The sequence below is a fragment of the Nocardia thraciensis genome, assembly GCF_054782435.1.
The window spans coordinates 154,931-178,180 of the sequence record NZ_BAAGSM010000010.1; the positions used below are offsets into that span (position 1 = coordinate 154,931).

21 protein-coding genes are annotated in these 23,250 nt (G+C 69.1%); 14 read left to right on the forward strand and 7 right to left on the reverse strand.

Going from position 1 to position 23,250, the window contains the following annotated elements:
* Positions 1–45 precede the first annotated feature (45 nt).
* Positions 46–336, forward strand: a complete 291-nt coding sequence (locus tag ACYVLQ_RS03835; RefSeq protein WP_460695961.1) for a WXG100 family type VII secretion target — start codon at positions 46–48, stop codon at positions 334–336.
* A gap of 52 nt (positions 337–388) precedes the next feature.
* Positions 389–685 (forward strand): WXG100 family type VII secretion target, encoded by a 297-nt coding sequence (locus ACYVLQ_RS03840; protein WP_460695962.1) that lies wholly within the window; start codon positions 389–391, stop codon positions 683–685.
* Between the two features lie 62 nt (positions 686–747).
* On the opposite strand, the gene eccE is transcribed toward ACYVLQ_RS03840, so the two are convergent.
* Entirely contained in the window at positions 748–2,391 is a 1,644-nt protein-coding gene (eccE, locus tag ACYVLQ_RS03845) for a type VII secretion protein EccE (protein WP_460695963.1), read from the reverse strand.
* A gap of 275 nt (positions 2,392–2,666) precedes the next feature.
* On the opposite strand from eccE, the gene eccB reads away from it, so the two are divergent.
* The gene (gene eccB / locus ACYVLQ_RS03850) at positions 2,667–4,151 is read left to right on the forward strand and encodes a type VII secretion protein EccB (protein ID WP_460695964.1); all 1,485 of its coding nucleotides are present in this window, start codon (positions 2,667–2,669) and stop codon (positions 4,149–4,151) included.
* 35 nt (positions 4,152–4,186) lie between these two features.
* Here the strand turns inward: eccB and eccA are convergent, their stop codons facing one another.
* Entirely contained in the window at positions 4,187–6,022 is a 1,836-nt protein-coding gene (gene eccA, locus ACYVLQ_RS03855; RefSeq protein ID WP_460695965.1) for a type VII secretion AAA-ATPase EccA, read from the reverse strand.
* A gap of 265 nt (positions 6,023–6,287) precedes the next feature.
* Here eccA and eccD point away from each other — a divergent pair, with 265 nt between their 5' ends.
* Genes eccD through eccCa form a run of 3 tightly spaced genes read left to right on the forward strand, consistent with a single transcriptional unit; the run spans position 6,288 to position 13,251 of the window.
* A complete protein-coding gene (gene eccD, locus ACYVLQ_RS03860) occupies positions 6,288–7,763 on the forward strand; it encodes a type VII secretion integral membrane protein EccD (RefSeq protein WP_460695966.1) in 1,476 nt (491 codons plus the stop codon).
* On the forward strand, positions 7,760–9,172 hold the full coding sequence (gene mycP, locus ACYVLQ_RS03865; RefSeq protein WP_460695967.1) for a type VII secretion-associated serine protease mycosin: 1,413 nt from the start codon (positions 7,760–7,762) through the stop codon (positions 9,170–9,172). The genes eccD and mycP overlap by 4 nt, the downstream gene beginning before the upstream one ends.
* Positions 9,173–9,180: 8 nt before the next feature.
* On the forward strand, positions 9,181–13,251 hold the full coding sequence (gene eccCa / locus ACYVLQ_RS03870) for a type VII secretion protein EccCa (protein ID WP_460695968.1): 4,071 nt from the start codon (positions 9,181–9,183) through the stop codon (positions 13,249–13,251).
* 30 nt (positions 13,252–13,281) lie between these two features.
* Here eccCa and ACYVLQ_RS03875 read toward each other — a convergent pair whose 3' ends face one another.
* Both ACYVLQ_RS03875 and ACYVLQ_RS03880 read right to left on the reverse strand, forming a co-directional pair.
* Positions 13,282–13,869, reverse strand: a complete 588-nt coding sequence (locus ACYVLQ_RS03875) for a GNAT family N-acetyltransferase (RefSeq protein ID WP_460695969.1) — start codon at positions 13,867–13,869, stop codon at positions 13,282–13,284.
* Positions 13,870–13,909: 40 nt separating this feature from the next.
* Positions 13,910–14,749 carry a GntR family transcriptional regulator gene (locus tag ACYVLQ_RS03880; protein ID WP_460695970.1) on the reverse strand — a complete coding sequence of 280 codons (840 nt, stop codon included), beginning with the start codon at positions 14,747–14,749 and terminating at the stop codon, positions 13,910–13,912.
* Between the two features lie 171 nt (positions 14,750–14,920).
* Between ACYVLQ_RS03880 and ACYVLQ_RS03885 the strand changes: the two genes are divergently transcribed.
* Entirely contained in the window at positions 14,921–15,427 is a 507-nt protein-coding gene (locus ACYVLQ_RS03885; protein WP_460695971.1) for a DUF4254 domain-containing protein, read from the forward strand.
* 13 nt (positions 15,428–15,440) lie between these two features.
* Here the strand turns inward: ACYVLQ_RS03885 and ACYVLQ_RS03890 are convergent, their stop codons facing one another.
* Positions 15,441–15,977: a hypothetical protein gene (locus ACYVLQ_RS03890; RefSeq protein ID WP_460695972.1), complete on the reverse strand. Its 537-nt coding sequence runs from the start codon at positions 15,975–15,977 to the stop codon at positions 15,441–15,443.
* A 27-nt stretch (positions 15,978–16,004) separates the two neighbouring features.
* A complete protein-coding gene (locus ACYVLQ_RS03895) occupies positions 16,005–16,439 on the reverse strand; it encodes a VOC family protein (protein WP_460695973.1) in 435 nt (144 codons plus the stop codon).
* A 126-nt stretch (positions 16,440–16,565) separates the two neighbouring features.
* Here ACYVLQ_RS03895 and ACYVLQ_RS03900 point away from each other — a divergent pair, with 126 nt between their 5' ends.
* Positions 16,566–17,555: a GlxA family transcriptional regulator gene (locus ACYVLQ_RS03900; RefSeq protein ID WP_460695974.1), complete on the forward strand. Its 990-nt coding sequence runs from the start codon at positions 16,566–16,568 to the stop codon at positions 17,553–17,555.
* A 61-nt stretch (positions 17,556–17,616) separates the two neighbouring features.
* On the opposite strand, the gene ACYVLQ_RS03905 is transcribed toward ACYVLQ_RS03900, so the two are convergent.
* Positions 17,617–20,514, reverse strand: a complete 2,898-nt coding sequence (locus tag ACYVLQ_RS03905) for a MinD/ParA family ATP-binding protein (RefSeq protein WP_460695975.1) — start codon at positions 20,512–20,514, stop codon at positions 17,617–17,619.
* A gap of 185 nt (positions 20,515–20,699) precedes the next feature.
* Between ACYVLQ_RS03905 and ACYVLQ_RS03910 the strand changes: the two genes are divergently transcribed.
* The 6 genes from ACYVLQ_RS03910 to rpsD all read left to right on the forward strand — a co-directional run bounded on the left by ACYVLQ_RS03910 (position 20,700) and on the right by rpsD (position 23,224).
* Positions 20,700–20,873: a hypothetical protein gene (locus tag ACYVLQ_RS03910; RefSeq protein WP_460695976.1), complete on the forward strand. Its 174-nt coding sequence runs from the start codon at positions 20,700–20,702 to the stop codon at positions 20,871–20,873.
* A gap of 160 nt (positions 20,874–21,033) precedes the next feature.
* Complete coding sequence (gene infA, locus ACYVLQ_RS03915) at positions 21,034–21,255, forward strand: translation initiation factor IF-1 (protein ID WP_003886926.1); 222 nt, start codon at positions 21,034–21,036, stop codon at positions 21,253–21,255.
* A 163-nt stretch (positions 21,256–21,418) separates the two neighbouring features.
* Positions 21,419–21,532, forward strand: coding sequence for a 50S ribosomal protein L36 (gene rpmJ, locus ACYVLQ_RS03920; RefSeq protein WP_025347279.1), 114 nt, complete (start codon positions 21,419–21,421; stop codon positions 21,530–21,532).
* Between the two features lie 269 nt (positions 21,533–21,801).
* Complete coding sequence (gene rpsM / locus ACYVLQ_RS03925) at positions 21,802–22,173, forward strand: 30S ribosomal protein S13 (protein ID WP_460695977.1); 372 nt, start codon at positions 21,802–21,804, stop codon at positions 22,171–22,173.
* 9 nt (positions 22,174–22,182) lie between these two features.
* A complete protein-coding gene (rpsK, locus tag ACYVLQ_RS03930; RefSeq protein ID WP_068020673.1) occupies positions 22,183–22,596 on the forward strand; it encodes a 30S ribosomal protein S11 in 414 nt (137 codons plus the stop codon).
* A gap of 22 nt (positions 22,597–22,618) precedes the next feature.
* Complete coding sequence (gene rpsD, locus ACYVLQ_RS03935) at positions 22,619–23,224, forward strand: 30S ribosomal protein S4 (RefSeq protein ID WP_460695978.1); 606 nt, start codon at positions 22,619–22,621, stop codon at positions 23,222–23,224.
* The last annotated feature ends 26 nt before the right edge of the window (positions 23,225–23,250 follow it).

Sequence of the window (23,250 nt, forward strand, 5' to 3'; positions counted from 1 at the left end):
AGTCGATCTCCGACCCAACTCATTCGTTACGAAAGGATCCGAGATATGTCAATGTTCGGTGGAGACAAGGTCGGTGTCCAGACCGCTGGTATCGACAAGGTTGTCAACGACATGGAAACGTCGATCAACAACCTGCGCCAGTCCGTGAACGCCGTGGACGCGGCGTGTGACGAGGTGCGCGGGGGCTGGAAGGGCCAGGCGCAGGACGAGTTCAAGAAGATCATGGACGAATGGAGTGATGAGTCGGCCGAGCTCAACAACATGCTCAACCGGCTGTCGGAGGCTGTCACCTCGGGTAAGAGCCAGCTCGTGAAGATGGACGAGACCCCCGTCTAGACCTGCCCCGTGTGTTGCATTCGACCCATTCGACCCAAGAGGAATCGAGAACATGTCTGAAATTCTTTACGACCCCAAGGCCATGGACCGGCTGTTCGACGAGCTGCAGACCAACGGCAGCAAGATCAGCGGCGAGATCGATGCGCTGAAGTCGGCCGCCAAGGCGTTCCACGACAACCTGGGTGGCGAGCAGGCCCAGGCGAACTTCCAGAAGGCCAGCGACAAGATGAACGAGGCGCTGGAGGACACCAAGCTTCGGCTCGACGCTTTGGCCAAGAAGGTCGAGAACGCCAAGCACGCCGCCCTCGAGGCCGACGGTCGCGTCGGCGACGGTTTCGCCGACTTCTGAGCCGGTACCGACGACGACAGCCGGTCGGGGATCGCCCCGACCGGCTGTCGTCGTTTCTCGAACTACCTTGTGGCGACCAGTGATTCGCCGATGTACTGCATCTCGTCCGGCGTGGTGACCATGAATACCGTGGCCGAGGCAGCGGCGGTGCGGACGGTGATCCGGTTGGGCGCCTCGGGATCCTGCCTCAGGGTGACATCGGCCTCGAAGTGGCTCTCCGGCTGATTCGGCTGCCGCACGTGCACGATGGTGGCGCCGCCGGTCAGCGCGGTGGGCTGGATGCCGTCGAAGACCACGACGGTGGTGCTCGGATAGGCCGCGGCGTGCGGCGGCGGCGGTGCGGGCGGGTGGTAGCTGGCCCCGGCCGATCGCGGTGCGATCGAAAGCACATGCGGCGCATTGAGATTGGCCACCATGGTGTGCCAGGCCTCGGGCCGGTTGGTATGCACGATCGCATGGGCGCCCAGCGCGGTGGCCCGCAGGATCATCTGCTGCGCGAGGTCGACGTTGCCGATCACCTCGAGATGCCGGGTGCCCTCGCCGATCAGCGGCACGGCGATGCCCTGGCCGGTTTCGTCGGCGCCGATCAGCTGCCCGCAACCGGCCGTCGGCACGGTGATGTCGGTCAGCGCGGCGAGCGTCCCGCGGTAGGCGACGTCCGCGCCCCACTGCCCCCCGGCGCCGATCGGCAAGGTGTCCAACAGGATTCGCAGCTGGTTCCCGGTCAGCTCGCGCAGGCCCGGCAGCGGCGGCCGCTCCGGCGGGGCCCCGGTGTCGAAGCGGACGACGGCGTTGAGCACCACCGTACCGGCGTGGTCGCTGCGATCGCCGCGGTCGGCGCCCGGCCGCAGGCGCAGCACGGTCGTGGTCGACAGGCTGGGCACCGCCCAGATGTCGGCGAGCCCGCGCGGACCGACCATATCGGCGCCGAGCTGGTAGAACGCCAGATGGCGGCCCCGGTCCTCCAGGTAGTGCGGCGTCTCCCGCAACTGCGTGACGTCGAAGCCGTGGGTGAGTTCGCGCACCGCCGTATTCATCTGGGCCGCGGTGAGGACGGAGGCGGCGATGTCGAGGGCCGCCAGCCGATTGGCCACCCGGCGGGTGGCGATGATGGCGGTACGCAGCGCGCCGGCGCCCCCGCCGCCGCGATTCTCCACGGCCTCGGCGCTGGCCAGCGGATTCAACCGCAGCACCAGCCAGACGGTGCGGTGGGCGATGGCGGGGAGGGGGCCGAGGATGCGGTCGTACAGGTAGGCGACGACGCCGGTGCCCGCGGTGCGCGCGCCGGTGCTCACCACGTCGATCCCCGCCAGCGTGATGTCGAACTGGTCCAGGCACTTGGCGACCTCGGTCAGCGGCAGCAGCTGGTCGGTGCTCAGCGAGCCGCGGCGCAGCAGGGTCAGGGTGTCCGGCGGCGGATCGATGCGCAGCATGGTGACCAGCAGGTCGCCGTCCCAGCGCACGCCGTAGCTGCCGCCCTCGTCGAGCGGCACGTCGATGGCGGGTTCCGCGACGCGGTCGACCGGTGGCCGGTTTCGACGGCCGAGCCGGGAGGCGATGCGTCCGGCGAGCGAGCGGCCCCGGATCGGCGTGAGACCGATGAGCAATACCGCCGCGGCGGCGCCCGCCGCGGCGAGCGGGAGATCGGTGAATGCCAGCACGATCCAGGCGACGATCGCGGCCGCCGCCGCCACCGGAATGACCACCCGCAGCGGAAAGATTCGGAACAGCCAGAATTCTGGATCTCTTAACGTATCGTATGCCGAACCGGTGGATGCCACCTGTTTGCTGCTATTGCTTCCGACGTTGTCTATTGTCCCGTTATTCATCGTGTCGTTCACAATTGTTGCCCTGCTTCGCATTCGCGCGGTCACCGTGGAACTCCGCAACACCGATGCGGCCGTTCATCGGTTCGGGCCGCATGCGGAATTACGGTACCGTGTCGGCTACGGATAGTGACGGATAGCTTGATGGAGACCGAGTGCCAGCACAGCTGACGACCCGTGCCCAGGTGAATGGGTACCGATTTCTGCTGCGCCGCCTCGATCACGCGCTGATCCGCCGCGATGTGCGGATGTTGCACGATCCGATGCGATCCCAGACCCGGTCGCTGCTGGTCGGCGCGGTGCTGGGGATTCTGATCGTGGCGGGGGCCGCCATTCTGGCGTTTCTGCGGCCGCAGGGCGCGATCGGTGACCAGCTGATCGTGTCCGGCAAGCAGAGCGGCGCGCTGTATGTCGTGGTGCACTCCCAGGACGGTTCCACGCGCCTGCACCCGGTGCTGAACCTGGCCTCGGCGCGGCTGATCACCGGCAGCAATGCGGCCCCGCACGCGGTGGCCGACAACAAGCTCGACGATTTCGCGCGCGGGCCGCTGCTGGGCATACCGGGCGCGCCGGCGGCGCTGCCCGGGTCCGGACAGGGCGGCAGCTCGCAGTGGGCGCTGTGCGAATCCCTCGGCGGCAGTGCGCGTTCGGCGTCCGGCGGCACGACGACCGTGGTGGCGGGCGCCCCGGAGCTGGGCGATCGGATCCGGCCCACCGGCGCCGATTCGGCGTTGCTGGTCCGCCACGCCGACAAGACCTATCTGATCTTCGACGGCAAGCGCGCCGAGGTCGACACCAACAATTCGGTGATGTCGCGCTCGCTGGGCCTGGCCGCGGCGCGTCCGCGCCCGGTCGGCGCCGGGTTCGTCAGCGCCACCTCCGAGGTGCCGCCGCTGGCGCCGCCGCAGATCGAGAAGGCGGGTCAGCCCGGGCCAGGCCCGCTGTCGAAGATCCCTGTGGGCGGCATCGTTTCGGTGCCCAGCCTGGGTGCGGGCCGCCCGGATCTGTACGTGGTGCTCGAGAACGGATTGCAGCCGGTGACGCCGTTCGCCGCGCAGGTGATCCGGAACTCGAACTCGCAGGGGATGAGCGACGCCGCCACCGTGACCCCCGACGTGCTCGACGAGGTGCCGCAGGTACGCACCCTGCGCGTCGACCAGTTCCCGGTGCAGGTGCCGAAATTGCTGGTCACCGACGACAACCCGGTCGCCTGCGTGTCCTGGTCGAAGACGCCCGGCACCGGCAGCTCGTCGGTGGAGAGCCCCGGCGAGCGGGCCGCGGTCTCGATTCTGGCCGGAACCCGCCTGCCGATCGCCAACTCGGCGAAGCCGGTCGAACTGGTGACCGCCGACGGCACCGGCGACCGCGTGGACGCGGTGTACCTGGCGCCCGGCCACGGCGAATTCGTCCAGGCCACCGGCATGGAATCGGGCAGCAGCCGTCGCGACAGCCTGTTCTACGTGGCGGACAACGGAATCCGCTACGGCGTCCCCGACCTCGCCACCGCGAACGTCCTGGGCCTGGGCGACAAGCCCCGCCTGGCCCCCTGGCCCATCATCGGCCAACTGGTCCCGGGCCCCACCCTCTCCCCCGAAGAGGCCCTGACCAGCCACGACTCGATAGCCGTCGCCGGAGGGTAGCCGCCCGCCGGAAATGCGTGGGTACGTCAGTAGTCTCAGAAGTCGGTGATCCCCACGTTGAGCGAGGCCATGATCTCCGTCAGGGCGGCGCGCATGTCCGCTGCCTCGATGCGCATCAGCAGGGTTTCGTCGGCGGCCGAGAGATCCAGGGAATCGTCGTTGGCGAGGCGGAATTCGCGCTCCTCCTCCGCCGCCTCGATCACATTGCGGACGAAGCGCCCGTTGCCCGCCAGGTCGACCCCGCGCCGGGGCGCGCCGCTCTGATCGGTGCTCTCCAGGTTGTACAGCTGGTCACACGCCCGCACCAGCAGCGTCTGCGCCTCCTCGGACAGTTCCGAATCCCGCGACTCGGCGATCAGCTCGGCGATCCGGCCGAGTTCTTCGGGCTTGTAGGAGGGGAATTGGAGCCGTTTGGAGAAGCGGGACGAGAGACCGTCGTTGGCCTGCAGCAGCCGGTCGATCTCGCCGTCGTATCCGGCGATGATGACCACCAGGCGGTCGCGGTCGTTCTCCATCCGCGCCAGCAGCGTGTCCACCGCCTCGCGGCCGAACGCGTCACCCCCCGAGAGCCCGGTCTGGATCAGCGTGTAGGCCTCGTCGATGAACAACACCCCGTCCATCGCGGTATCGATCAGCTTCTCGGTCTTGATCGCCGTCGACCCCAGATGCTGGCCGACGAAATCACCGCGCTTGGCCTCCACCACCTTGTCGGTCCGCAGAATCCCCACGCCGCAATAGATCTTCGCGACCACCCGCGCGATGGTCGTCTTACCCGTGCCGGGCGGCCCGGTGAACGCCAGATGCTGACCGCGCGGCGCGGCCGACAGCCCCTTCTCCGCGCGGATCTTCGCCAGCTGCGCGGTCGACTGCAGCTTCGCGACCTGGTTCTTCACCGCGTCCAAACCGATCTGACGGTCCAGTTCGGCGCGCGCCTCGGCGAGGATCGTCTTGGCCCGGTCCTCGACCTCGGCCTGCTGAATCGATTCCATCGACGGCGCCGACGCCGGATCCCACCGATCCGTGCGCGCCTTGAGGGACTCCCTGGTGGTGACCGTGATCCGGAAGGTGCGGTCGCGCATGGCGGCGGTATTGGCCTCGAAATCCGGCGCCTGCGAATACACCTTCTCGAACAGCGCCTGCGCCTCGTCCTCCCCACCCGTCTCCCGCAGGCACAGCCCCCGGCAGAACATGGCGGTGGTGCGGGCGGCCGGAATGGGTCCGGCCTCGGCCTGTTCCATGCGCCGGATCGCCTCACCGAACAATCCCAGCTGGGCACACGCGGTGCCGACCATCACGTGGGCCCCGGCGGCGAGGTACGGGTCGTCCCACTCCGCGGACCCGGCCAGCACGGTCATCACATCCGGCCAGCGCTGCGTGTTGTAGTGCAGCACGGCGCGCACGTAGGCGCTGATGCGGTTGTCGGCCTCCCGGTCGGGGTCGCTGAGCAGGGTCTTGCGGTAGGACTCGAGCTCGTCGAGCGTGCGCTCGGCCTCGTCGTATTCCTTCTCGGAGATCAGATGCGCCGCCCACGCCAGCCAGACCTCGGTGTAGGAGGCCAGCGGGTAGTCGATGTAGAGCCCCGGCAGGAAACGCCCGGCCAGTGCCCGCGCGGACAGGCCCACCCGGCGCTGTTCCCGGTACAGCGTGCTGGCGCTGGTCTTGTGGAGGTTGAACAGCACCTCCTTGGTGACCTCGCCGGCGGCGGCCCGGCCGAGCCAGGCATCGCACATTGTCGGATCCCATTCGGTGGCGCGCTGGAAGGCCAGCTTCGCGTATTCCAGATCGCGGGCCGATTCCTGCCCCTCGATGGGCAGGCCCAGGGATAAGACTCCGGCATCGAATGCGCGTTGTGCCTGACGGTTGCCGCTCATTGCTGTCGAACCCCGAAGCCTTCGATTGTGGTTGTGTATACGTTCATCGTGCGACCAGACTACCGACCGCACGCCGGAGATCCGTCAGTTAGATTAGGGTTAGCCGCCGTTGGGTCGCAACGTGAGCGTTGTCGAGATATGAGGGTTCTCGAAGTGCGAAAGATGTTCGTCCTCACGCTGTCTCACGGAGCATTGACGTCCCGGTCGCTGTGGGCATTCTAGAAGGCTGGGCATTCGGAAAGACGAGGGTGGGAGATCGACTCCGGTGACGGATCCATCGACAACGAGTACCAAAGCGAGCGAGCCCGAGCTGTGCCGGGTCTCGGTTATCGGCGGCAACACACAAGTCGATGTGGGTTTGCCCGCGACCGTGCCGATCGCGAGCTTCATCGGTGACCTGGTTGCCCTGATCGAGTCCCGCACCCCGGATATCACCGCGAACGACGAGGATGCGCTGCCGCTGCGGGCCCAGCATTGGACGCTGGCCCGGCTCGGCCGCGATCCGATCGCCCCGAGCCGCTCGCTGACCGACGCCGAGGTGTACGACGGCGAACTGCTGGTGCTGCGCAGTGTGTCGGCCAAGGAGGCGCCCGCCCTGTTCGACGACGTGATCGATGCGGTCTCGCGTCTGGTCGCCGACGATTTCCGGGGCTGGTCCGGCACGTCCGCGCGCTGGACCGGACTGGTGGCGTCGGTGCTGACGGTGCTGACCGCGCTGCTGCTGCTGGCGGTGTCGCGGCGGCACGGCGATCCGCTGTGGCCCGGGTTCGCGCTGCTCGGAATGGGCGCGGTGGCCTTCGCCGCCGCGGGGATCGCGGCGCGCAAGTACTTCGATCAGACGACCGCGAACTGGGTGTCGCTGGACGGTCTGCTGCTGTTGTTCGGCGGGGCGGCGCTGTTGGTGCCGGGGCAGCTCGGCGGCCCGCACGTGCTGCTGGGCGTGTCGGTAGCGATCGTGGCGTCGGTCGTCGGGTACCGCATCGTCGGCAGTGGCGCGACGCTCTTCTCCGCCGTGGGCGCGGGTGGCGTGATCGGTCTGGTCGGCGCCGCCGTCTACATGGTGTGGCATCCGGCGTTGCCCAAGCTCTGTGCCGGGCTGCTGGTCGGCGGCATCCTGCTGCTGTCCGCGGTGCCGCGGCTGGCGGCGTTGCTGGCGCGGCTGCCGATTCCGCCGGTGCCGACCGCCGGTGGCGCGATCGATCCGGCCGACCACGAGCCACGACCGACCATCGAGGGCATCGGCGCCATCGGCGCCACCGCGCTGCCGTCGGCCGCCGGACTCGGGCAGCGGGCCCGCACGGCCAACCAGTTCCAGACCGGACTGGTCGGCGCCTTCACCGCAGCCGCGGTGGTCGGCGCGTTCGGCGCCGCCGATCCGCTGGGCGCGGCCAAGTGGCAGGGCATCACGCTGGCCGTGATCACCGCCATCATCCTGTGCCTGCGCGGCCGGTCCTTCGCCGATCTCGCCCAGGCGGCGACCCTGATCGTCGGCGGCTGCGTGACCTTCGTCCTGCTGCTGGTCGGCTTGGCGTTCGGCGACGCCGACCTCGAACTGCTGGCGGCCGGGCTGTTGGTGATCTTCGCCCTCGGCACCGTCGGGTTCGGCGTGATCGGCCCCCACATCGAGGTCACACCGGTGACCCGGCGCGCGATCGAGATCTTCGAGTACCTGCTGATCATCGCCGTGATGCCGCTGGTGCTGTGGATCATGGGCGTGTACTCGATGGCCCGGAACATATGAGTGGCAGGCCCTTTCGCCTCACGCTGCGGCTGACCTGTGCGGCCGCCCTGACCGGCGCGGCGGTCTGCCTGCCGGGCCTGCCCTCGGCCTCGGCCGTCTCGCCGCCGGTGATAGATATGGGCGCACTCGGCCCGGCGCTGGATCTGAGCCACCGCCCGGCGCCGCTGGAACCGACCGAGCGGAAGTCGGAATGCGCGGAGCCCATGCTCGTCGGCGGCCCGCCGACCGAACCGCCGGTCGCGCAGCAGGTGCTCGATCTGCCCGCCGCCTGGGAGTTCAGCCGCGGGGCCGGACAGAAGGTGGCGGTCATCGACACCGGCGTGCAGCGGCATCCGCGGCTGAGGGCGCTGCAGCCCGGCGGTGACTTCGTCTCCGACAGCGACGGCACCGTCGACTGCGACGGTCACGGCACCCTGGTCGCCGGAATCATTGCGGCGCAACCGAATCCGGCCGACGGATTCTCCGGCGTCGCCCCCGATGCCGAATTGCTCACCATCCGGCAGCTGAGCCTGGCGTACGAGGCGAAGGACCGCGGCGCGGCCGAGCGGCCCGACAAGATCGCCAGCGCGGGGTACGGCAGTGTGCTGACCCTCGCCGCGGCCGTGGTGCGCGCGGTCGATCTCGGGGCCGGGGTGATCAACATCTCCGAGGTCGCGTGCACCCCGGCCGGGTCCCAGGGCGCCGACGCCCCCCTGGGCGCCGCGGTGAAGTACGCCTACGACCGCAATGTCGTGGTGGTCGCGGCGGCGGGCAACGTCCAGCAGGGCGGGCCCTGCGAGAGCCAGAACGAGGGCGGCGGCTGGAGTTCGGTCTCCACCGTCGCGACCCCGGCCTGGTTCTCGCCCTATGTGCTGTCGGTGGCGTCGGTCGATCCCGAGGGAGGCCCCTCGGAACTGTCGCTGCGCGGCCCGTGGATCGGGGCGGCCGCGATCGGGCGCAAGATCGTATCGCTGGACAGCAGGCCGGGCGGCGCCGGACTCGTCGACGGCGTGCAGACCTCCGAGGGTGTGCGCCCGGTCGAGGGCACCAGTTTCGCCGCGCCGTACGTCTCCGGGCTGGCCGCGCTGGTGCGGGCGAGGTTCCCGCAGTTGAGCGCCGGACAGGTGATCGACCGCATCACCCGGACCGCGCACGCGCCGGGGGCCGGTCGCGACGAGCGGGTCGGGCACGGCCTGATCGATCCGCTGGCCGCGCTGACCGACCCGCTGCCCGATCAGCCGGTCTCCCGCGGGGCCGCCGTGCCGCGCGAGATCGCGGCGCCCGCACCCCCGCCCGGCCCGGACCCGCGGCCGCGCCGGATCGCGGTCATCGGGTCCGTCACCTGCCTGGTCGGCCTCGGAATCGGTGTCGCCCTGGCGATTCCGTTCCGGCGCTCCCGTGCCGAACTCGACCCTGATCTGGAGCAGTAGAGGGAGTCATGGTTACCGAAGGTTTCGTCCGTCGCCCGCGCATCGCGCCGCCGCGTGCGCCCGGCGGTGAGGTGGCGCTGACCTCCCCGCCGGAGATCCCGCGCAATGTCCCCGCGCCGCTGATGATGAAGCTGATGCCGGTCGTCATGGTGGTCGCCGTCGTCGGCATGATCGCCATGATGGCGATGATGGGTCGCAACATGCTGCAGAACCCGTTCATGCTGATGTTCCCGATGATGATGCTGATGTCGATGGTCGGCATGATGGCGGGCTTCCGCGGCGGGTCGGGCAAGCGGGCGGTCGAACTCAACGAGGAGCGCAAGGACTACTTCCGCTACCTGGACCAGATCCGCAAGGATGTCCGCCGCACCGGCAGCAAGCAGTGGGAGACGCTGGGTTGGAGCCATCCGGAGCCCGCCGACCTGCCGTCGATGATCGGGACCCGGCGGATGTGGGAACGCCGCCCCAACGACCCGGATTTCGGGCATGTGCGGGTGGGCGTCGGCAGCCATCGCCTGGCGACCAAGCTGGCCCGCCCGGAGACCGGGCCGCTGGAGGATCTGGAGCCGGTGTCGACGGTGGCGCTGCGCCGGTTCGTGCGCACCCACTCGGTGGTGCACCGGTTGCCGACGGCCGTCTCGCTGCGCGCCTTCCCGGCGATCAATATCGGTGGGCCCGGCGAGGATTCGCGCATGCTGGCACGGGCCATGCTGATGGAGCTGGTCGCCTTCCACGGTCCCGACCATCTCGCGGTGGCGATCGTCTGCGCCGATCCGGACGGCCCGAACTGGGCGTGGGCGAAATGGATTCCGCACCTGCAGCATCCGACCCACCGCGACGGCATGGGCTCGGCGCGCATGATGTACACGTCGCTGGGCGAGCTGGAGACGGCGCTGTCGGCGGAACTGCTCGAGCGCGGGCGCTTCATGCGCAATCCGCAGCCGACGCAGGGCCGCCTGCACCTGGTCGTGATCATCGACGACGGGTATGTCAACGGCAACGAGCGGCTGGTCAGCGAGTCCGGGCTGGACTCGGTGACCGTGCTGGATCTCACCGCGCCGGAGACCGGCCTGGCCGCCCGCCGCGGACTGCAGCTGGTCGCCGCGGGCGGCGACATCTCCGCGAAAAGCGCTGCGGGAGTGGAGAAGTTCGCCACCGCCGATCAGGTGAGCGTGGCCGAGGCCGAATCGTTCGGCCGCGCGCTGGCCCGGTATCGGCTGGCGACCGCCGCGCAGATCGTGAGCCTCGGCGACGGCACCGCGAGCGATCCGGGACTGATGGCGCTGCTGAAGATTCCGGATGCGGCGCAGATCGATCCGGCCAAGGTCTGGCGCCCGCGCACCGCGCGGGAACGGCTGCGCGTCCCGATCGGCATCACCCCCGACGGCACGCCGGTCGAGATCGACATCAAGGAGTCGGCCGAGAACGGTATGGGCCCGCACGGCCTGTGCATCGGCGCGACCGGTTCGGGTAAGTCGGAATTCCTTCGCACCCTGGTGCTTTCGCTGGTCACCTCGCACTCCCCGGATGCGCTGAACCTGGTGTTGGTGGACTTCAAGGGCGGCGCGACCTTCCTCGGTCTGGACACGCTGCCGCACGTGTCCGCGGTGATCACCAACCTGGAGGAGGAGCTCTCGCTGGTCGACCGCATGAAGGACGCGCTGGCCGGTGAGATGAACCGCCGCCAGGAGCTGCTGCGTTCGGCGGGCAACTACGCCAACGTCACCGATTACGAGAAGGCCCGCGCCGCGGGCGTGCCGCTGGACCCGCTGCCCGCGCTGTTCATCGTCGTCGACGAGTTCTCCGAATTGCTGTCGCAGAAACCGGATTTCGCCGAGCTGTTCGTCATGATCGGCCGCCTGGGCCGCTCGCTGCACGTGCACCTGCTGCTGGCCTCGCAGCGCCTGGAGGAGAACAAGCTGCGCGGCCTGGAATCGCATCTGTCCTACCGGATCGGCCTGCGCACGTTCTCCGCCAACGAATCGCGCGCGGTGCTCGGCATTACCGATGCCTACCATCTGCCGAGCGTGCCCGGGTCCGGATACCTGAAGAGCGACGCCTCGGATCCGTTGCGGTTCAACGCGAGCTACGTCTCGGGGCCGTATGTGGCGCCGCGCACCGGCACCGTCACCGAGGACGGCAGCTCGGTCTCACGGCAACGTCCGGCGCTGTTCACCGCGGGGCCGGTGGAGCTGCCCGAGGCCGAGGAGGAGTCGACCGAGCTGGAGGTGGCTTCGCCTGCGACACTGTCGAATCCGCTGCTGGAGCTGCCGCCCCCGCCCACGGCGGCGGGCGCGCCGCCGATGCCGGAGGAGGGGATTCCGGACTCCCTGCTCGACGTGGTGGTGCAGCGCCTGACCGGGCACGGGCGGCCCGCGCACGAGGTGTGGCTGCCGCCGCTGGAGGAGTCGCCGAGCGTGGATATGCTGCTGCCCGACCCGGATTGGCGCTCGCCGGTGAACCGCCACGGACAGCTGTGGATGCCGATCGGCGTGATCGACAAGCCGTACGAGCAGCGCCGCGACGTGCTCACCATCAATCTGGCGGGCGCACAGGGCAACGTGGCCGTCGTCGGCGGCCCGCAGTCCGGCAAGTCGACGACGCTGCGCACGATCATCATGGCCGCGGCGGCCACCCACACCCCGGACCAGGTGCAGTTCTACTGCCTGGATTTCGGTGGCGGCAGCATGGCCGGTCTGGTCGGCGTGCCGCACGTCGGCTCGGTCGCCGGTCGCCTCGACGTCGATCGCGTGCGGCGGACCATCGCCGAACTCACCACGCTGATGCGGGCGCGCGAGGAACGGTTCGCCGAACTCGGCATCGAGTCGATGGCCGAATTCAGGCGGCGCAAGTTCGCCTCCCCGTCGCAGTCGGCCGCCGCCGACCCGCTGGCCGCCGATCGGTTCGGCGACGTCTTCCTGGTGATCGACGGCTGGGCGGCCATCCGCGAGGAGTTCGATACCCTGGAGCCGCAGATCAATGCCATTGCGACGCAGGGCCTCTCGTACGGCGTGCACCTGATGATCGGCGCGTCGCGCTGGGCCGAGATCCGGCCGGTGGTCAAGGACCAGATCGGCACCAAACTGGAGCTGCGCCTGGGTGACCCGTCCGATTCGGAGATGGGCCGCCGCACCGCCCACCAGGTCCCGATGGGCCGCCCCGGCCGCGGTCTCACGCCGCAGGAACTGCACATGCTGGTCGCCTTGCCGCGCCTGGACTCCGATACCAGCCCGGATACCTTGGCCGACGGTGTGGCGCGGTCCCGGCAGGGCCTCGAACAGCTCTACCCCCAGCGCCGGGCGCCCGAGGTCCGAATGCTGCCGCAGCAGATCGATCGCGAGGAACTGCTGGCGAGCGCGCGGAACCAGGGCATCCAGCTCAGCCGGACCCGGGTCGTGGTCGGCCTCGGCGAATCCGAATTGCAGCCCCTGGTCCTGGATTTCGGGACGGACCCGCATTTCATGGCCTTCGCCGACGTGGAGTGCGGCAAGACCACGCTGCTGCGCAACATCGCCATGGGTATCGTCGAGAACTCGACGCCCGAGGAGGCGCGCATCGTCCTGATCGACTTCCGCCGCACCATGCTCGGCGTGATCGAGGGCGATGCCCTGGCCGGATACTCGACCTCGTCGCAGACGTGCGGGCCGATGCTGCAGGAGGTGTCGCAGTACCTGCAGAAGCGCATTCCCGATTCGAGCATCACGCCGCAGCAGTTGCGCGAGCGCAGCTGGTGGGAGGGCCCGGAGATCTACATCATGGTCGACGACTACGACATGGTGGTGGCCGGTGGCGGCAACCCCTTCGCGCCGCTGATGGAATTCCTCCCGCAGGCGCGCGATATCGGCATGCACATGGTGGTGACGCGGCGCATCGGCGGCGTCTCCCGCGCGCTGTACGATCCGATCCTGGGCGGTATGAAGAACCTGTCGGTAGACGCGCTGATCATGAGCGGCCCCCGCGACGAGGGCAAGCTGATCGGCGACGTCCGCCCGTCCAAGCTGCCGCCCGGCCGCGGCACCCTGGTATCGCGCAGCCGGGGACAGGAGATGATCCAGATCGCGCACCTGCCCCCGCTGTGAGACTGCCTGCGCCGCACCGTCTTCCGCCGCTCAGCGCGCGATGCTGCGGTGGGCCCGCAGTTCCGGTCCGGCGACCGTGAGGACGGGCGTCGGCAGCCAGCTGTCGGCGCGCCGCTCGAACAGCGCCCCCGAGGGTCCGGGCGCCGACGGCCCGGCGACGCGCGCCAGCCGGAACCCGGCGCTCTGGTAGTAGGTGTGCAGGCCGGGGTTGCTGGTCCAGGCGTCCAGGCGCACCCAGGTGCGGTTGCGGGCGCGTGCCAGCGCCGCGGCGTGTGCGAGCAGGGCCGACCCCACGCGCAGCCCGGCGAAGCGCAGATCCACGATCATGTAGTGCACGATGACGGCGTCGGCGAGTTCGCCCGGCGACCAGAGCCCTTCGTCCGCACGCTCGTTCACGGTGATGGTGCCTGCCCGTTCGCCGTCGATCTCGGCGATCCAGGTCTCGCCCGCCCGCACCGCTCGCCCGACCTCGCGGGCAAATATTTCGACGGGCAGGCCACGTCCCTGTCGCGTCCACTGATCAGAGCCTCGAGCCGCAAGCCAGGCCGTGCGCTGAAGCCGTAGTCGGCAGATGCTGCCGAGATCGGCCATCTGGGCCTGGCGGATGCGGATCGTCATAGCATCTCCACCGCCAGGGGGCTACTTCGCGAAGGGGATGTCATGGCGAACCGGGCACCAGGGAGTTACCGAACGAATGAGAGTTGCCCGGGGGATGCGGCGTCCCGAGGCTCCTGCGGATCACGTCGGTGCCGCCGTCGTCGCCGAGCTCGTAGGCGAGCCGGTTGCGCGCGGCGATGGACCGGTGCCGGGTCACCCGGGTGATGCGCTCCTCGTTGGCGCCGATGCGCAGATGGTCCAGCAGCATGGTGCCGGTGCCGACACCGAGCACGGCCGCCTCCTCGGCGGTCGCGGGCCGGGCGACGACGGTGTCGCGGTGCGCGCTCTCGGGATGGCCGCGGTCGGCCAGCCGACGCGTGGTGCCCTCGGGGATGTCGTGCGGGAAGTCGATGCCGGTGGCCTCCGCCAAGTCCCGTGGATAGAAACTGACTTCCCACGACCACGGCTCGTTGTCCAGATACTGCAGCACGGTGCGGGCCACCACCCAGGAATCCCGCGGTATTCCCAGCCAGTGCGCCACATCGGCGCTGGCCGGTTCCATCCGGGCACTGAACTGTTTGGAGGGCTCCCGACCGGCGGCGCGCGCCGTCTCGGAGAAGATGTCGTGCGCCGACTTGGGCCGGTCGGGGCGGATATGGTTGGTGACAACCGATTCCAGCACTTCCTGGCTGCGCACGATGGTGCCTCGGGAAGTGGCGGTGTAGAGCAGGTTTTCGGCGACGAGTACCTGGATCGCGTTGCGAGCGGTGGTGATCGAGACCTGCATCTGGTCGGCCAGCTCGTTGTGGCTGGGTAGTCGATCGCCCGGTTTCCATGTCCCGTTGCGGATCTCCTCGCGGAGGAGGTCTGCGATCCGCTGGTACCTCGGACCGTCCGCCATCTCGCTCCTCGGTTGTTGCTTCAAGAAAAAGAAGTCTACTCCGTGGGTCCCGCAGGCGTGTGACCCTTGACACGCGGGTTCAGAGGTTTATTGTAAGGAACGTCCTGAACAAATGTGTTGTAACGGCGATGACGGCGAGGCAACGTGGCTGGTTCGGAGACATCCCAGACGGTGGTAGTGGCACTGCCCGACGCGCAGCACGCGTCCCCGGCGGTCCAATCGCTGACGGCTGGTTTACTGCCGAGTTCGGATCTGATGCTGCGCGCTTGTCGCGGGCACCGGGTCATCGGCGGCCCATTACTGTGGTTCGCCCGTGATCTCGCGGTGCTGCACGAGCGCCGGCTGATCGGCCGCGGCGGCTCCGTACCCGACCTGGACGCGACCGCGATCGTCGAGATCGAGCGCCGCCGAACCGAATTGGTGATGGCGATCGACGACTGGGTCGCCCGCACCGTGCCGCAGCACCGCCTCGGCGCCACCCTGCACACCGAGACCATCGGCTCGGTCATCGATCGCCTGGCCGAGTCCTCGGTCCGCGCCCATCACGCCCTGATGACCCTGCACGCGAACGACGAGATCCTGCACGGCGCCTGGCACCACCTGGCCGAATTGGCCGACGCCTACGACGATCTCGTCTGCGATGTGCTCGCCGGAAGGCGGCGGCTGCCCGCTTGGTGATCGGCGCGGGGCGTCAGTGGCGGCTCCCGGCGCAGTGGACCCGCATGCGCGGGGCGAGGCTCCATCCCTTACCGCCCCGCCCGGACCAGGCCGGTGCGTCGCGCCGGACGTCGGTCACGTGCTGGGTCCACAGCCCGTCCAGGACGTCGGCCCGCCGGATCTTGCTCCAGCCGAACGGCATCAGATGCACCAGCTCACCGCGTTCCTCCAGCCGCTCGGTGAGGTCGGCCAGCACGTCCAGGGCGTCGGCGAGGCCCGCCAGCACGTCGAATTCGGTTGCCGGGCCGAGTAGTCCGTCGTCCGCGGCCCACTGCGCGAAGCCGTCGATGACGATGCACGACGAACCGGTGTGCGCCGCGATGCGTTTGACGATATCGACGGCCGCGCCGGTGAGCGCCAGATCGCCGCGCTCCACCCCGACCAGCAGCAACAGGCAGTCGACGAACGGCTTGGTGACCCCGATGTCGGACGGCTCCAGGCCGACCGCGCACGGGCTCGCCGCGGTGATCCGGTACTCGAACCGGTGACAGCGGCTACTGAAGATCCTCATCGGTAATACCCTCGATCGAGCGCGGAGTCACCCCAGTGGGGCGGTCAACTCCAGGTGGATGCCGTCCGGATCGCTGAACGACAGGATCGCGATGCCGAATGCCTCCAGCTCGGCGACTTCGCCGTGTTCGATGCCCGCTTCGTCCAATCGGGCTGCGACGGCGGACAATTCGCCCACCGATGCCACCGTGAAGCTGAGGTGGTCGAGCCCTACCCGCTCCGAGTCGAACCGGTCGGTGCGGGCGGCGACCGGCCGCAGCCCGAACAGCATGCCGTTGGTCTGGAAGACGACGCCGCCGTACAGCTGTGCCGGATCGCTGCGCACCTGCGGATCCTCCGGGCGGCCCGGCGATTCGGCGGCGATCTCGAATCCCAGCACATCGCGATAGAAGTCCCGGGACCGGTCGATATCGGTGACAGTCAGTCGAACGTGGTGGATGCCGGTGGTGGCGACGAGTGTCATGAGTACTCCGCGGTCGCTTAGGTGCGATCGGCTCCGCCGCCGTCGCGTGAAAGTCATCACGAACGGTATAGGTCCGATTGTCGGTATTTGAGTGTCGCAACCGACACATTCAGTACTGTTTGCGACATGAACGTCGCAGTGTTCGTCGTGGATGGTGTCGCCGACTTCGGTCTGGCGGGCGTGCTCGAGGTGTTCAACACGGCCAACGGCCTGCTGAGCGAGCTCGAGACCGCGCCGGACCCGTGGCGGGTGCGGACGGTCTCGCTCGGCGCCAGCGTCCGCACCGGCCACGGCCACCTCGTGCCGACTACGCCCCTGGACGAGATTTCGGGCGGTATCGGGCTGCTGATCGTGCCCGCCGTGCTGGTCACCGATGCCGAGGGGTTGATCGATCTGGTGTCGTCTCCGGCGAGTAGTGCGGTGCTGGAACGGATTTCGGCGGTTCGGCGCGACGGAGCGCAGGTTGCCGCGGCCTGCACCGGCACCTTCTTCCTGGCCGAGTCCGGTGTGCTGGACGGCATCGCGGCCACCACCAGCTGGTGGCTCGGCCCGGCGTTTCGCCGCCGCTATCCCAGCGTCGAACTCGACGAGGGCCGCGTGCTGTGCCGGGCCGGGCAGATCACCACCGCGGGCGCGGTGCTGTCACATCTGGATCTCGCGCTGTCGGTGGTCGCCGCGCAGAGTCCCGCACTGGCGGAACTGGTTTCGCGGTACTTCCTGATCGGGGACCGGCGCGCGCAGATCGCTGTCCCGGAGGTGGTAGCGCGCGGCGATTCGTTGGTCGCCGCCTTCGAGCGCTGGGTGCGCGATCATCTGGCCGAGCAGTTCCAGATCACCGACGCGGCCCGGGCGCTCGGTGTCACGGTACGCAGCCTGCAACGCGCTACGCGGGCCGAGATAGGCATGTCGCCAAGGGATTTCGCCAACGACATCCGCCTCGAGCGGGCAACCCACCTCCTACGCACGACCTCGCTCACCGTCGAGGCGGTCGCCACCCGAGTCGGCTACCTCAACGCGGGCACCCTGCGCTCGCTCTTCCATCGCCGCCGCCACCGCAGCCTCGCCGAGGTCCGAGCCTCCCCTCTCTCCTGGAACGAGGGCCACGGCCCGCCCTAGCACACCTCCGTTTCCCAGCGTGCCCCGGCTTCCGTATTTCCCGGCGTGCTTTTGGCCGGGATCAATACCGCTGGAACCGTCGATGGTCGGTGGCGAAGTCGTCGGCCACGGTGGCCGCGAGTTCGACCAGGGATCGCTTGGTGTTCTTGTGCAGCTGCGCCAGGTCGATCTCGGCGCCCTCGGACAGGTGCGGGTCGTACGGGATGATGTGCACTGCGCGGCAGCGCGACAGGAAGTATTCGCGCAACTGCTGAATGCCCACATTCGGCGACCCCGGCCGCGGCAGGTTGATCACCACGACGGCGTTGCGCACCAGGTGGTCGTGGCCGTGCAGCGACAGCCAGTCCAGGGTGGCCGCGGCGCTGCGGGCGCCGTCGATCGCGGAGGACGAGATCAGCACCAGCGAATGCGCCAGGTCCAGCACGCCCGCCATCGCCGAATGCATGAGCCCGGTCCCGCAGTCGGTGAGGATGATGTTGTAGTACCGCTGCAGGACGCGCGCGACCTGCCGGTACTCGTCCTCGTTGAACGACTCCGACGACGCCGGATCGCGTTCGCTGCCCAGTACTTCCAGTCGGCTGGTGGCCTGCGAGGTGTGCCTGCGCACGTCGGCGTAGCTGTTGATCGTCTGGTCCAGCAGCAGGTCGCGCACCGTGGAGCGGGTCTGCAGCGGGACCCGCTGCGAGAGCGTGCCGAAATCCGGGTTGGCGTCCACCGCGATGACGCGGTCGCCGCGGATGGAGGCGAAGATGGAACCGATGCCCATCGTGGTGGTGGTCTTTCCGACGCCGCCCTTCAGTGACAGCACCGCGATCCGGTAGTCGCCGCGCACCGGCTGGCGGATCCGCGCGACGAGTTCCTGCAGGCGCAGTTCCTCGGCGGACATGCCGGGGTTGATCGCACCGCCGGATATGTGATGCACAGCGCGCCGCCAGCCCGATCCCGGCGCCTTCTTCGCCCGGCGCACCGGCACGTCATCCAGCGACGGCTGGATTCCAGGCTGCTGGTACTGCTGCGGATGTGGTTGGTGCTGCGGGGGATACGGCTGCCCGCCACCCCACTGCTGCTCCTGCGGCGGCGACTGCCACTGCCCGCCCTGCGGCGGCGCGGCGTACCGAGGGTCGGCGGGCGGCTCCCCGACCGGCGCCTGCCCGACGGGCGACGGGTTGTACGCCGGTCCGCCGCGAGCGATCTGCGAGTCGCCGTACGGCGCCTGCTGTCCAGCGTGGGCCCCGAACTCGCCGAGGGGGCTCTGCGGCCCGGTGTTCGGCGGAACCGGCCCGCGAACCGTAGGATCCTGCGGCGCACCGGATGTGCCCTGCGGTCCGGCGCTCCACGCGGGGCGGCCTTCGCCGGGCCCTTCCCCGACCGGCGCCTGGCCACCGGTCGCCGGGCTGTACGTGACCCCGCCGCGCGGGTCTCCGTACGGCGCTTGCCCACCGGTGGACGGCGGAACCTGGCCGAGCACCGTCGGATCCTGTGGCGCACCGGAATTGGGCTGCGACCCGGTCTGGCTGTCGAACCCCGTTGCGGCCGTGCCGGTTCCGCTGGCGGTGGACCAGTCGTTCTGACTCTGCGGCGCCGGGCCCCGGTCGGTGCGCGAATCGTTCTGGTGGGAGGGCTGTTCGGCGAATCCCTGTGCCGCGGCGCCGGTTTCGTTCGGGGCGTGGGCCGACGAGTCGGCAGCGCGCACAACCTCGGCGTTCGCGAACGGCGACGGCGGCGGGGTGATGCTGCCACCCGCGACACCTTCGCTCCCGGCCCAGCCTGTCGCACCCTGCGGGCGTTCGGCGGCATCGCCGGGCGATGCGGTGTCGGTGTCGTCAGGCCGGGGTGCCGCCGGGCCCGGAATCGTGGAGCTGAGCCGGGGCGGTGCCGCCTGTGGCGCGGGACCTCGGCTCGCGTCGGCGGATTCGCCCGGCGCCGTGGCCGGTTGCGTGCCCTCGGCCGATCGGGCCGGGCCCAGCCACGGCGGTGCGGGCTCATCCGACACGCCCGGGGCGCGGCGGGCTTCGGCTCCGCTCTCCGGGTCGGTCGATCGGGTCTCTGCCGGACCGCGGCCGCCCGACCGCGTCGGCTCGGGCGATGGCGTGCCCTCGGCGTGATCGCCGGGCCCGGGCGGCTCCGGCAGCGGGGGCCGCGCCGACCGCTCGGCGGGTGCGGGCGGCGGCGGCAGATCCGGGCGACCCGGGACCCGCACCGTCAGCTCGGAGGGATCCTGGCCGGGCGGCGTGTCGCCCGAATAGGACTGCGCAAGCGGCGGACGCGAGCCCGAATATTGTTGCGACGGATAGGCGTCGGGCTCCCGCTGCGGGCTGTCGGGGAGTGACGGGCGCTGTCCCGAGTGTGGCGGTGCGTCGGGGAGCGATGGACGCGAATCCGAATACTGCGACGGCTGTTCGGGTCCGCGCTGCGGTGCGTCGGGGTACGGCGGTCGCGGGCCGGAGTGCTGCGGCGGTGCGAAATCACCGCCGGTGTGCGGGGGAGGGGGAGGGAAACCGCTGCCAGCGTTCGGGTCCGGTGCCGGATGCATCGCGGGGCCTTGCGGCGGCGGGCTCGGGGCGGCGCCGCGTGGATCCTGTTGCGGGGAACGGAAATCGTCCCCGGTGTGCTGCGGCTGATCGGGCGCGAACCCGCCGGAGTGAAACTCGTCGCTCGGACGGATGGAGTCCGGTGTGCGGTAATCACCCTGCGGCGCAGCGGTTTCGGGGCCAGGTGGCCGACCCCAGTCCGGCTCCGGTGCGTCGGGCTTGTCCTTGCGCCAGCCCTTGCGGCGTTTCTTGCCGCCGTCGGCCTCGGGCTTGTCGTCCGGTTTGCGCTTTGAGCGCTTCTTCAGCGCCTGTTCGGGAATGAAGTCCTCGTGCGGCAGGTTCTCGACCGGAGCCTCGTAGCCGGACTGGGTGACATCACTCTCCGAGAGCCACGGCGGCAACATCGGAAGGTCGTTGTTGCGACTCACGATCGCGCCTCGCCGTTCGCCGCGTCCATGGCTGGTACGCGCCCGACGTCACCTCGCTCACACTCGGTGACACCGTGCGTGCCGCGCGCTGCGCCCACGGCTCGCTGGCTGCGCTGACTCACGAGGCCCCCTGGATCTGCTGGACCGATTACCTGGACAGGCCGTAGTTTACGCGAGCACCACCGGTGGTGAGGCACGCGCTACCCCGCATTGCGGTGCTGGTGCTCGGCAGCCTGTCGGACGTCTTCGGCCGCCGCCGGATGTTCATGATCAATATCGGCCTGTACGCGGGCAGGCCACTCGAGACGCACCGACCGCGCGTCGGACCCCATTTGGCCGGGTTGTACATGCACAGGTAGCATTGATCGGCGGTGCACCTATCCGCCGGTCGCTCATGCCCGCATGTTGCTTCCGGTGAGTATGGCACCAGGTGGACGCAAGTGCACGACAAACTGCATGCAGAGCTAGCCGAAGAGTTGGGCCCAGCCTGGGGCCAGCGTAAACGGGATCGCGGAGGATATGGCGAAGAAAGACGGGGCCATCGAGGTCGAGGGTCGAGTTATCGAGCCGTTGCCCAATGCGATGTTCCGGATCGAGCTGGAGAACGGGCACAAGGTTCTCGCGCACATCAGCGGCAAGATGCGGCAGCACTACATCCGCATCCTGCCCGAGGACCGCGTGGTCGTGGAGCTGTCGCCTTACGACCTGTCCCGCGGTCGCATCGTCTATCGCTACAAGTGACGGCGGCTACGCCGTCATCCCGGCGCGCTCTCGGCCGGGATCTCGCAAGAGAAGGATCCCGGCCGAGAACATGCCGGGATGACAAACTAGAGACTTCCCCGGCCGATAGGCCGGGGAAAACCTGTGTTCACACCCTGTGAGCCAACAACCAGATTGGACGGACGTGAAGGTTCAGCCGAGCGTCAAGAAGATCTGCGAGAAGTGCAAGGTGATCCGCCGCAACGGCCGGGTCATGGTGATCTGCGACAACCTGCGCCACAAGCAGCGTCAGGGGTAGATCCCGGCGAAAAGCGTGCCGGGAATGCAAGTCGCGGCCACGTGCCGGGAATGCAAGTCGCGGCCACGTGCCGGGACGAGGAGAGGAATCTCCGCGGATCACGGAGCACGAACGCAGTTCGGCTTGACTGACAAGAAGACCTCCCAGCGCCAGTCACCGTCGGCGAGCCCTCGAGGGCGGACGGTGACCAACCCCCGGAACGGAGGCCGGGGCCCCACACGAGGGGACGGACAGGGAGAAGACCTCCGCAACGATTAAGGAATCGCCACATGGCACGTCTGATGGGCGTCGACCTCCCGCGCGAGAAGCGCATGGAGGTCGCACTGACCTACATTTTCGGCGTCGGCCGTACCCGCTCGAAGGAGATCCTGGAGGCCACGGGCGTGAGCCCGGACCTGCGTTCGAAGGATCTCACCGACGACGACGTCACCCGGTTGCGCGACTACATCGAAGCGTCGGAATTCAAGGTCGAAGGTGACCTGCGCCGCGAGGTGCAGGCCGACATCCGTCGCAAGATCGAGATCGGCTGCTACCAGGGCATCCGCCACCGTCGCCACCTGCCGGTGCGCGGCCAGCGGACCAAGACCAATGCGCGCACGCGCAAGGGTCCGAAGAAGACCGTCGCCGGCAAGAAGAAGTAGGGATAACCGATGCCTCCGAAGAGCCGGGCCTCCGGCCCCAAGAAGACCCAGAAGTCGCGTCGCCGGGACAAGAAGAACGTTCCCCACGGCAGCGCGCACATCAAGTCCACGTTCAACAACACGATCGTGACCATCACCGATCCGACCGGCAACGTCATCGCGTGGGCGTCGTCGGGTCACGTCGGCTTCAAGGGTTCGCGCAAGTCGACCCCGTTCGCCGCGCAGCTCGCCGCCGAGAACGCCGCCCGCAAGGCGCAGGAGCACGGCGTCAAGAAGGTCGACGTGTTCGTCAAGGGCCCGGGTTCGGGCCGCGAGACCGCGATCCGCTCGCTGCAGGCCACCGGCCTCGAGGTGGGCACGATCTCCGATGTCACCCCGCAGCCGCACAACGGCTGCCGTCCGCCCAAGCGGCGTCGCGTCTAGCGGGAAAGGAAGGTAGAGCGAAATGGCCCGTTACACCGGACCCATCACCCGCAAGTCGCGTCGTCTGCGCGTCGACCTCGTCGGCGGCGATCAGGCGTTCGAGCGTCGCCCCTACCCGCCCGGCCAGCACGGCCGCGCGCGGATCAAGGAGAGCGAGTACCTGGTCCAGCTGCAGGAGAAGCAGAAGGCCCGCTTCACCTACGGCGTCATGGAGAAGCAGTTCCGCCGCTACTACGAAGAGGCGAACCGTCGCAAGGGTAAGACCGGCGACAACATGCTGCAGCTCCTGGAGTCGCGGCTGGACAACGTCGTGTACCGCGCCGGTCTGGCCCGCACCCGCCGCCAGGCCCGCCAGCTGGTGAGCCACGGCCACCTGCTGGTCAACGGCAAGAAGGTGGACGTCCCCAGCTTCCAGGTCGGCCAGTACGACATCATCGATGTCAAGGAGAAGTCGCTGAGCACGCTGCCGTTCCAGGTGGCGCGCGAGACCCACGGTGACCGCCCGATCCCGGGCTGGCTGCAGGTCGTGCCGAACCGGCTGCGGATCCTGGTCCACCAGCTGCCGGAGCGTGCGCAGATCGACGTGCCGATCAACGAACAGCTCATCGTCGAGTACTACTCGAAGTAAGGCTGAGCGTTGCTGCTGTCCCTCGG

Coding starts and splice junctions, on each gene's coding strand:
- ACYVLQ_RS03835 (WP_460695961.1), top strand. CDS start 46: ATGTCAATGTTCGGTGGAGACAAGGTCGGTGTCCAGACCGCTGGTATC.
- ACYVLQ_RS03840 (WP_460695962.1), top strand. CDS start 389: ATGTCTGAAATTCTTTACGACCCCAAGGCCATGGACCGGCTGTTCGAC.
- eccA (WP_460695965.1), bottom strand. CDS start 6,022: ATGAGCGGCAACCGTCAGGCACAACGCGCATTCGATGCCGGAGTCTTA.
- mycP (WP_460695967.1), top strand. CDS start 7,760: ATGAGTGGCAGGCCCTTTCGCCTCACGCTGCGGCTGACCTGTGCGGCC.
- eccCa (WP_460695968.1), top strand. CDS start 9,181: ATGGTTACCGAAGGTTTCGTCCGTCGCCCGCGCATCGCGCCGCCGCGT.
- ACYVLQ_RS03875 (WP_460695969.1), bottom strand. CDS start 13,869: ATGACGATCCGCATCCGCCAGGCCCAGATGGCCGATCTCGGCAGCATC.
- ACYVLQ_RS03880 (WP_460695970.1), bottom strand. CDS start 14,749: ATGGCGGACGGTCCGAGGTACCAGCGGATCGCAGACCTCCTCCGCGAG.
- ACYVLQ_RS03890 (WP_460695972.1), bottom strand. CDS start 15,977: ATGAGGATCTTCAGTAGCCGCTGTCACCGGTTCGAGTACCGGATCACC.
- ACYVLQ_RS03895 (WP_460695973.1), bottom strand. CDS start 16,439: ATGACACTCGTCGCCACCACCGGCATCCACCACGTTCGACTGACTGTC.
- ACYVLQ_RS03900 (WP_460695974.1), top strand. CDS start 16,566: ATGAACGTCGCAGTGTTCGTCGTGGATGGTGTCGCCGACTTCGGTCTG.
- infA (WP_003886926.1), top strand. CDS start 21,034: ATGGCGAAGAAAGACGGGGCCATCGAGGTCGAGGGTCGAGTTATCGAG.
- rpsM (WP_460695977.1), top strand. CDS start 21,802: ATGGCACGTCTGATGGGCGTCGACCTCCCGCGCGAGAAGCGCATGGAG.
- rpsK (WP_068020673.1), top strand. CDS start 22,183: ATGCCTCCGAAGAGCCGGGCCTCCGGCCCCAAGAAGACCCAGAAGTCG.
- rpsD (WP_460695978.1), top strand. CDS start 22,619: ATGGCCCGTTACACCGGACCCATCACCCGCAAGTCGCGTCGTCTGCGC.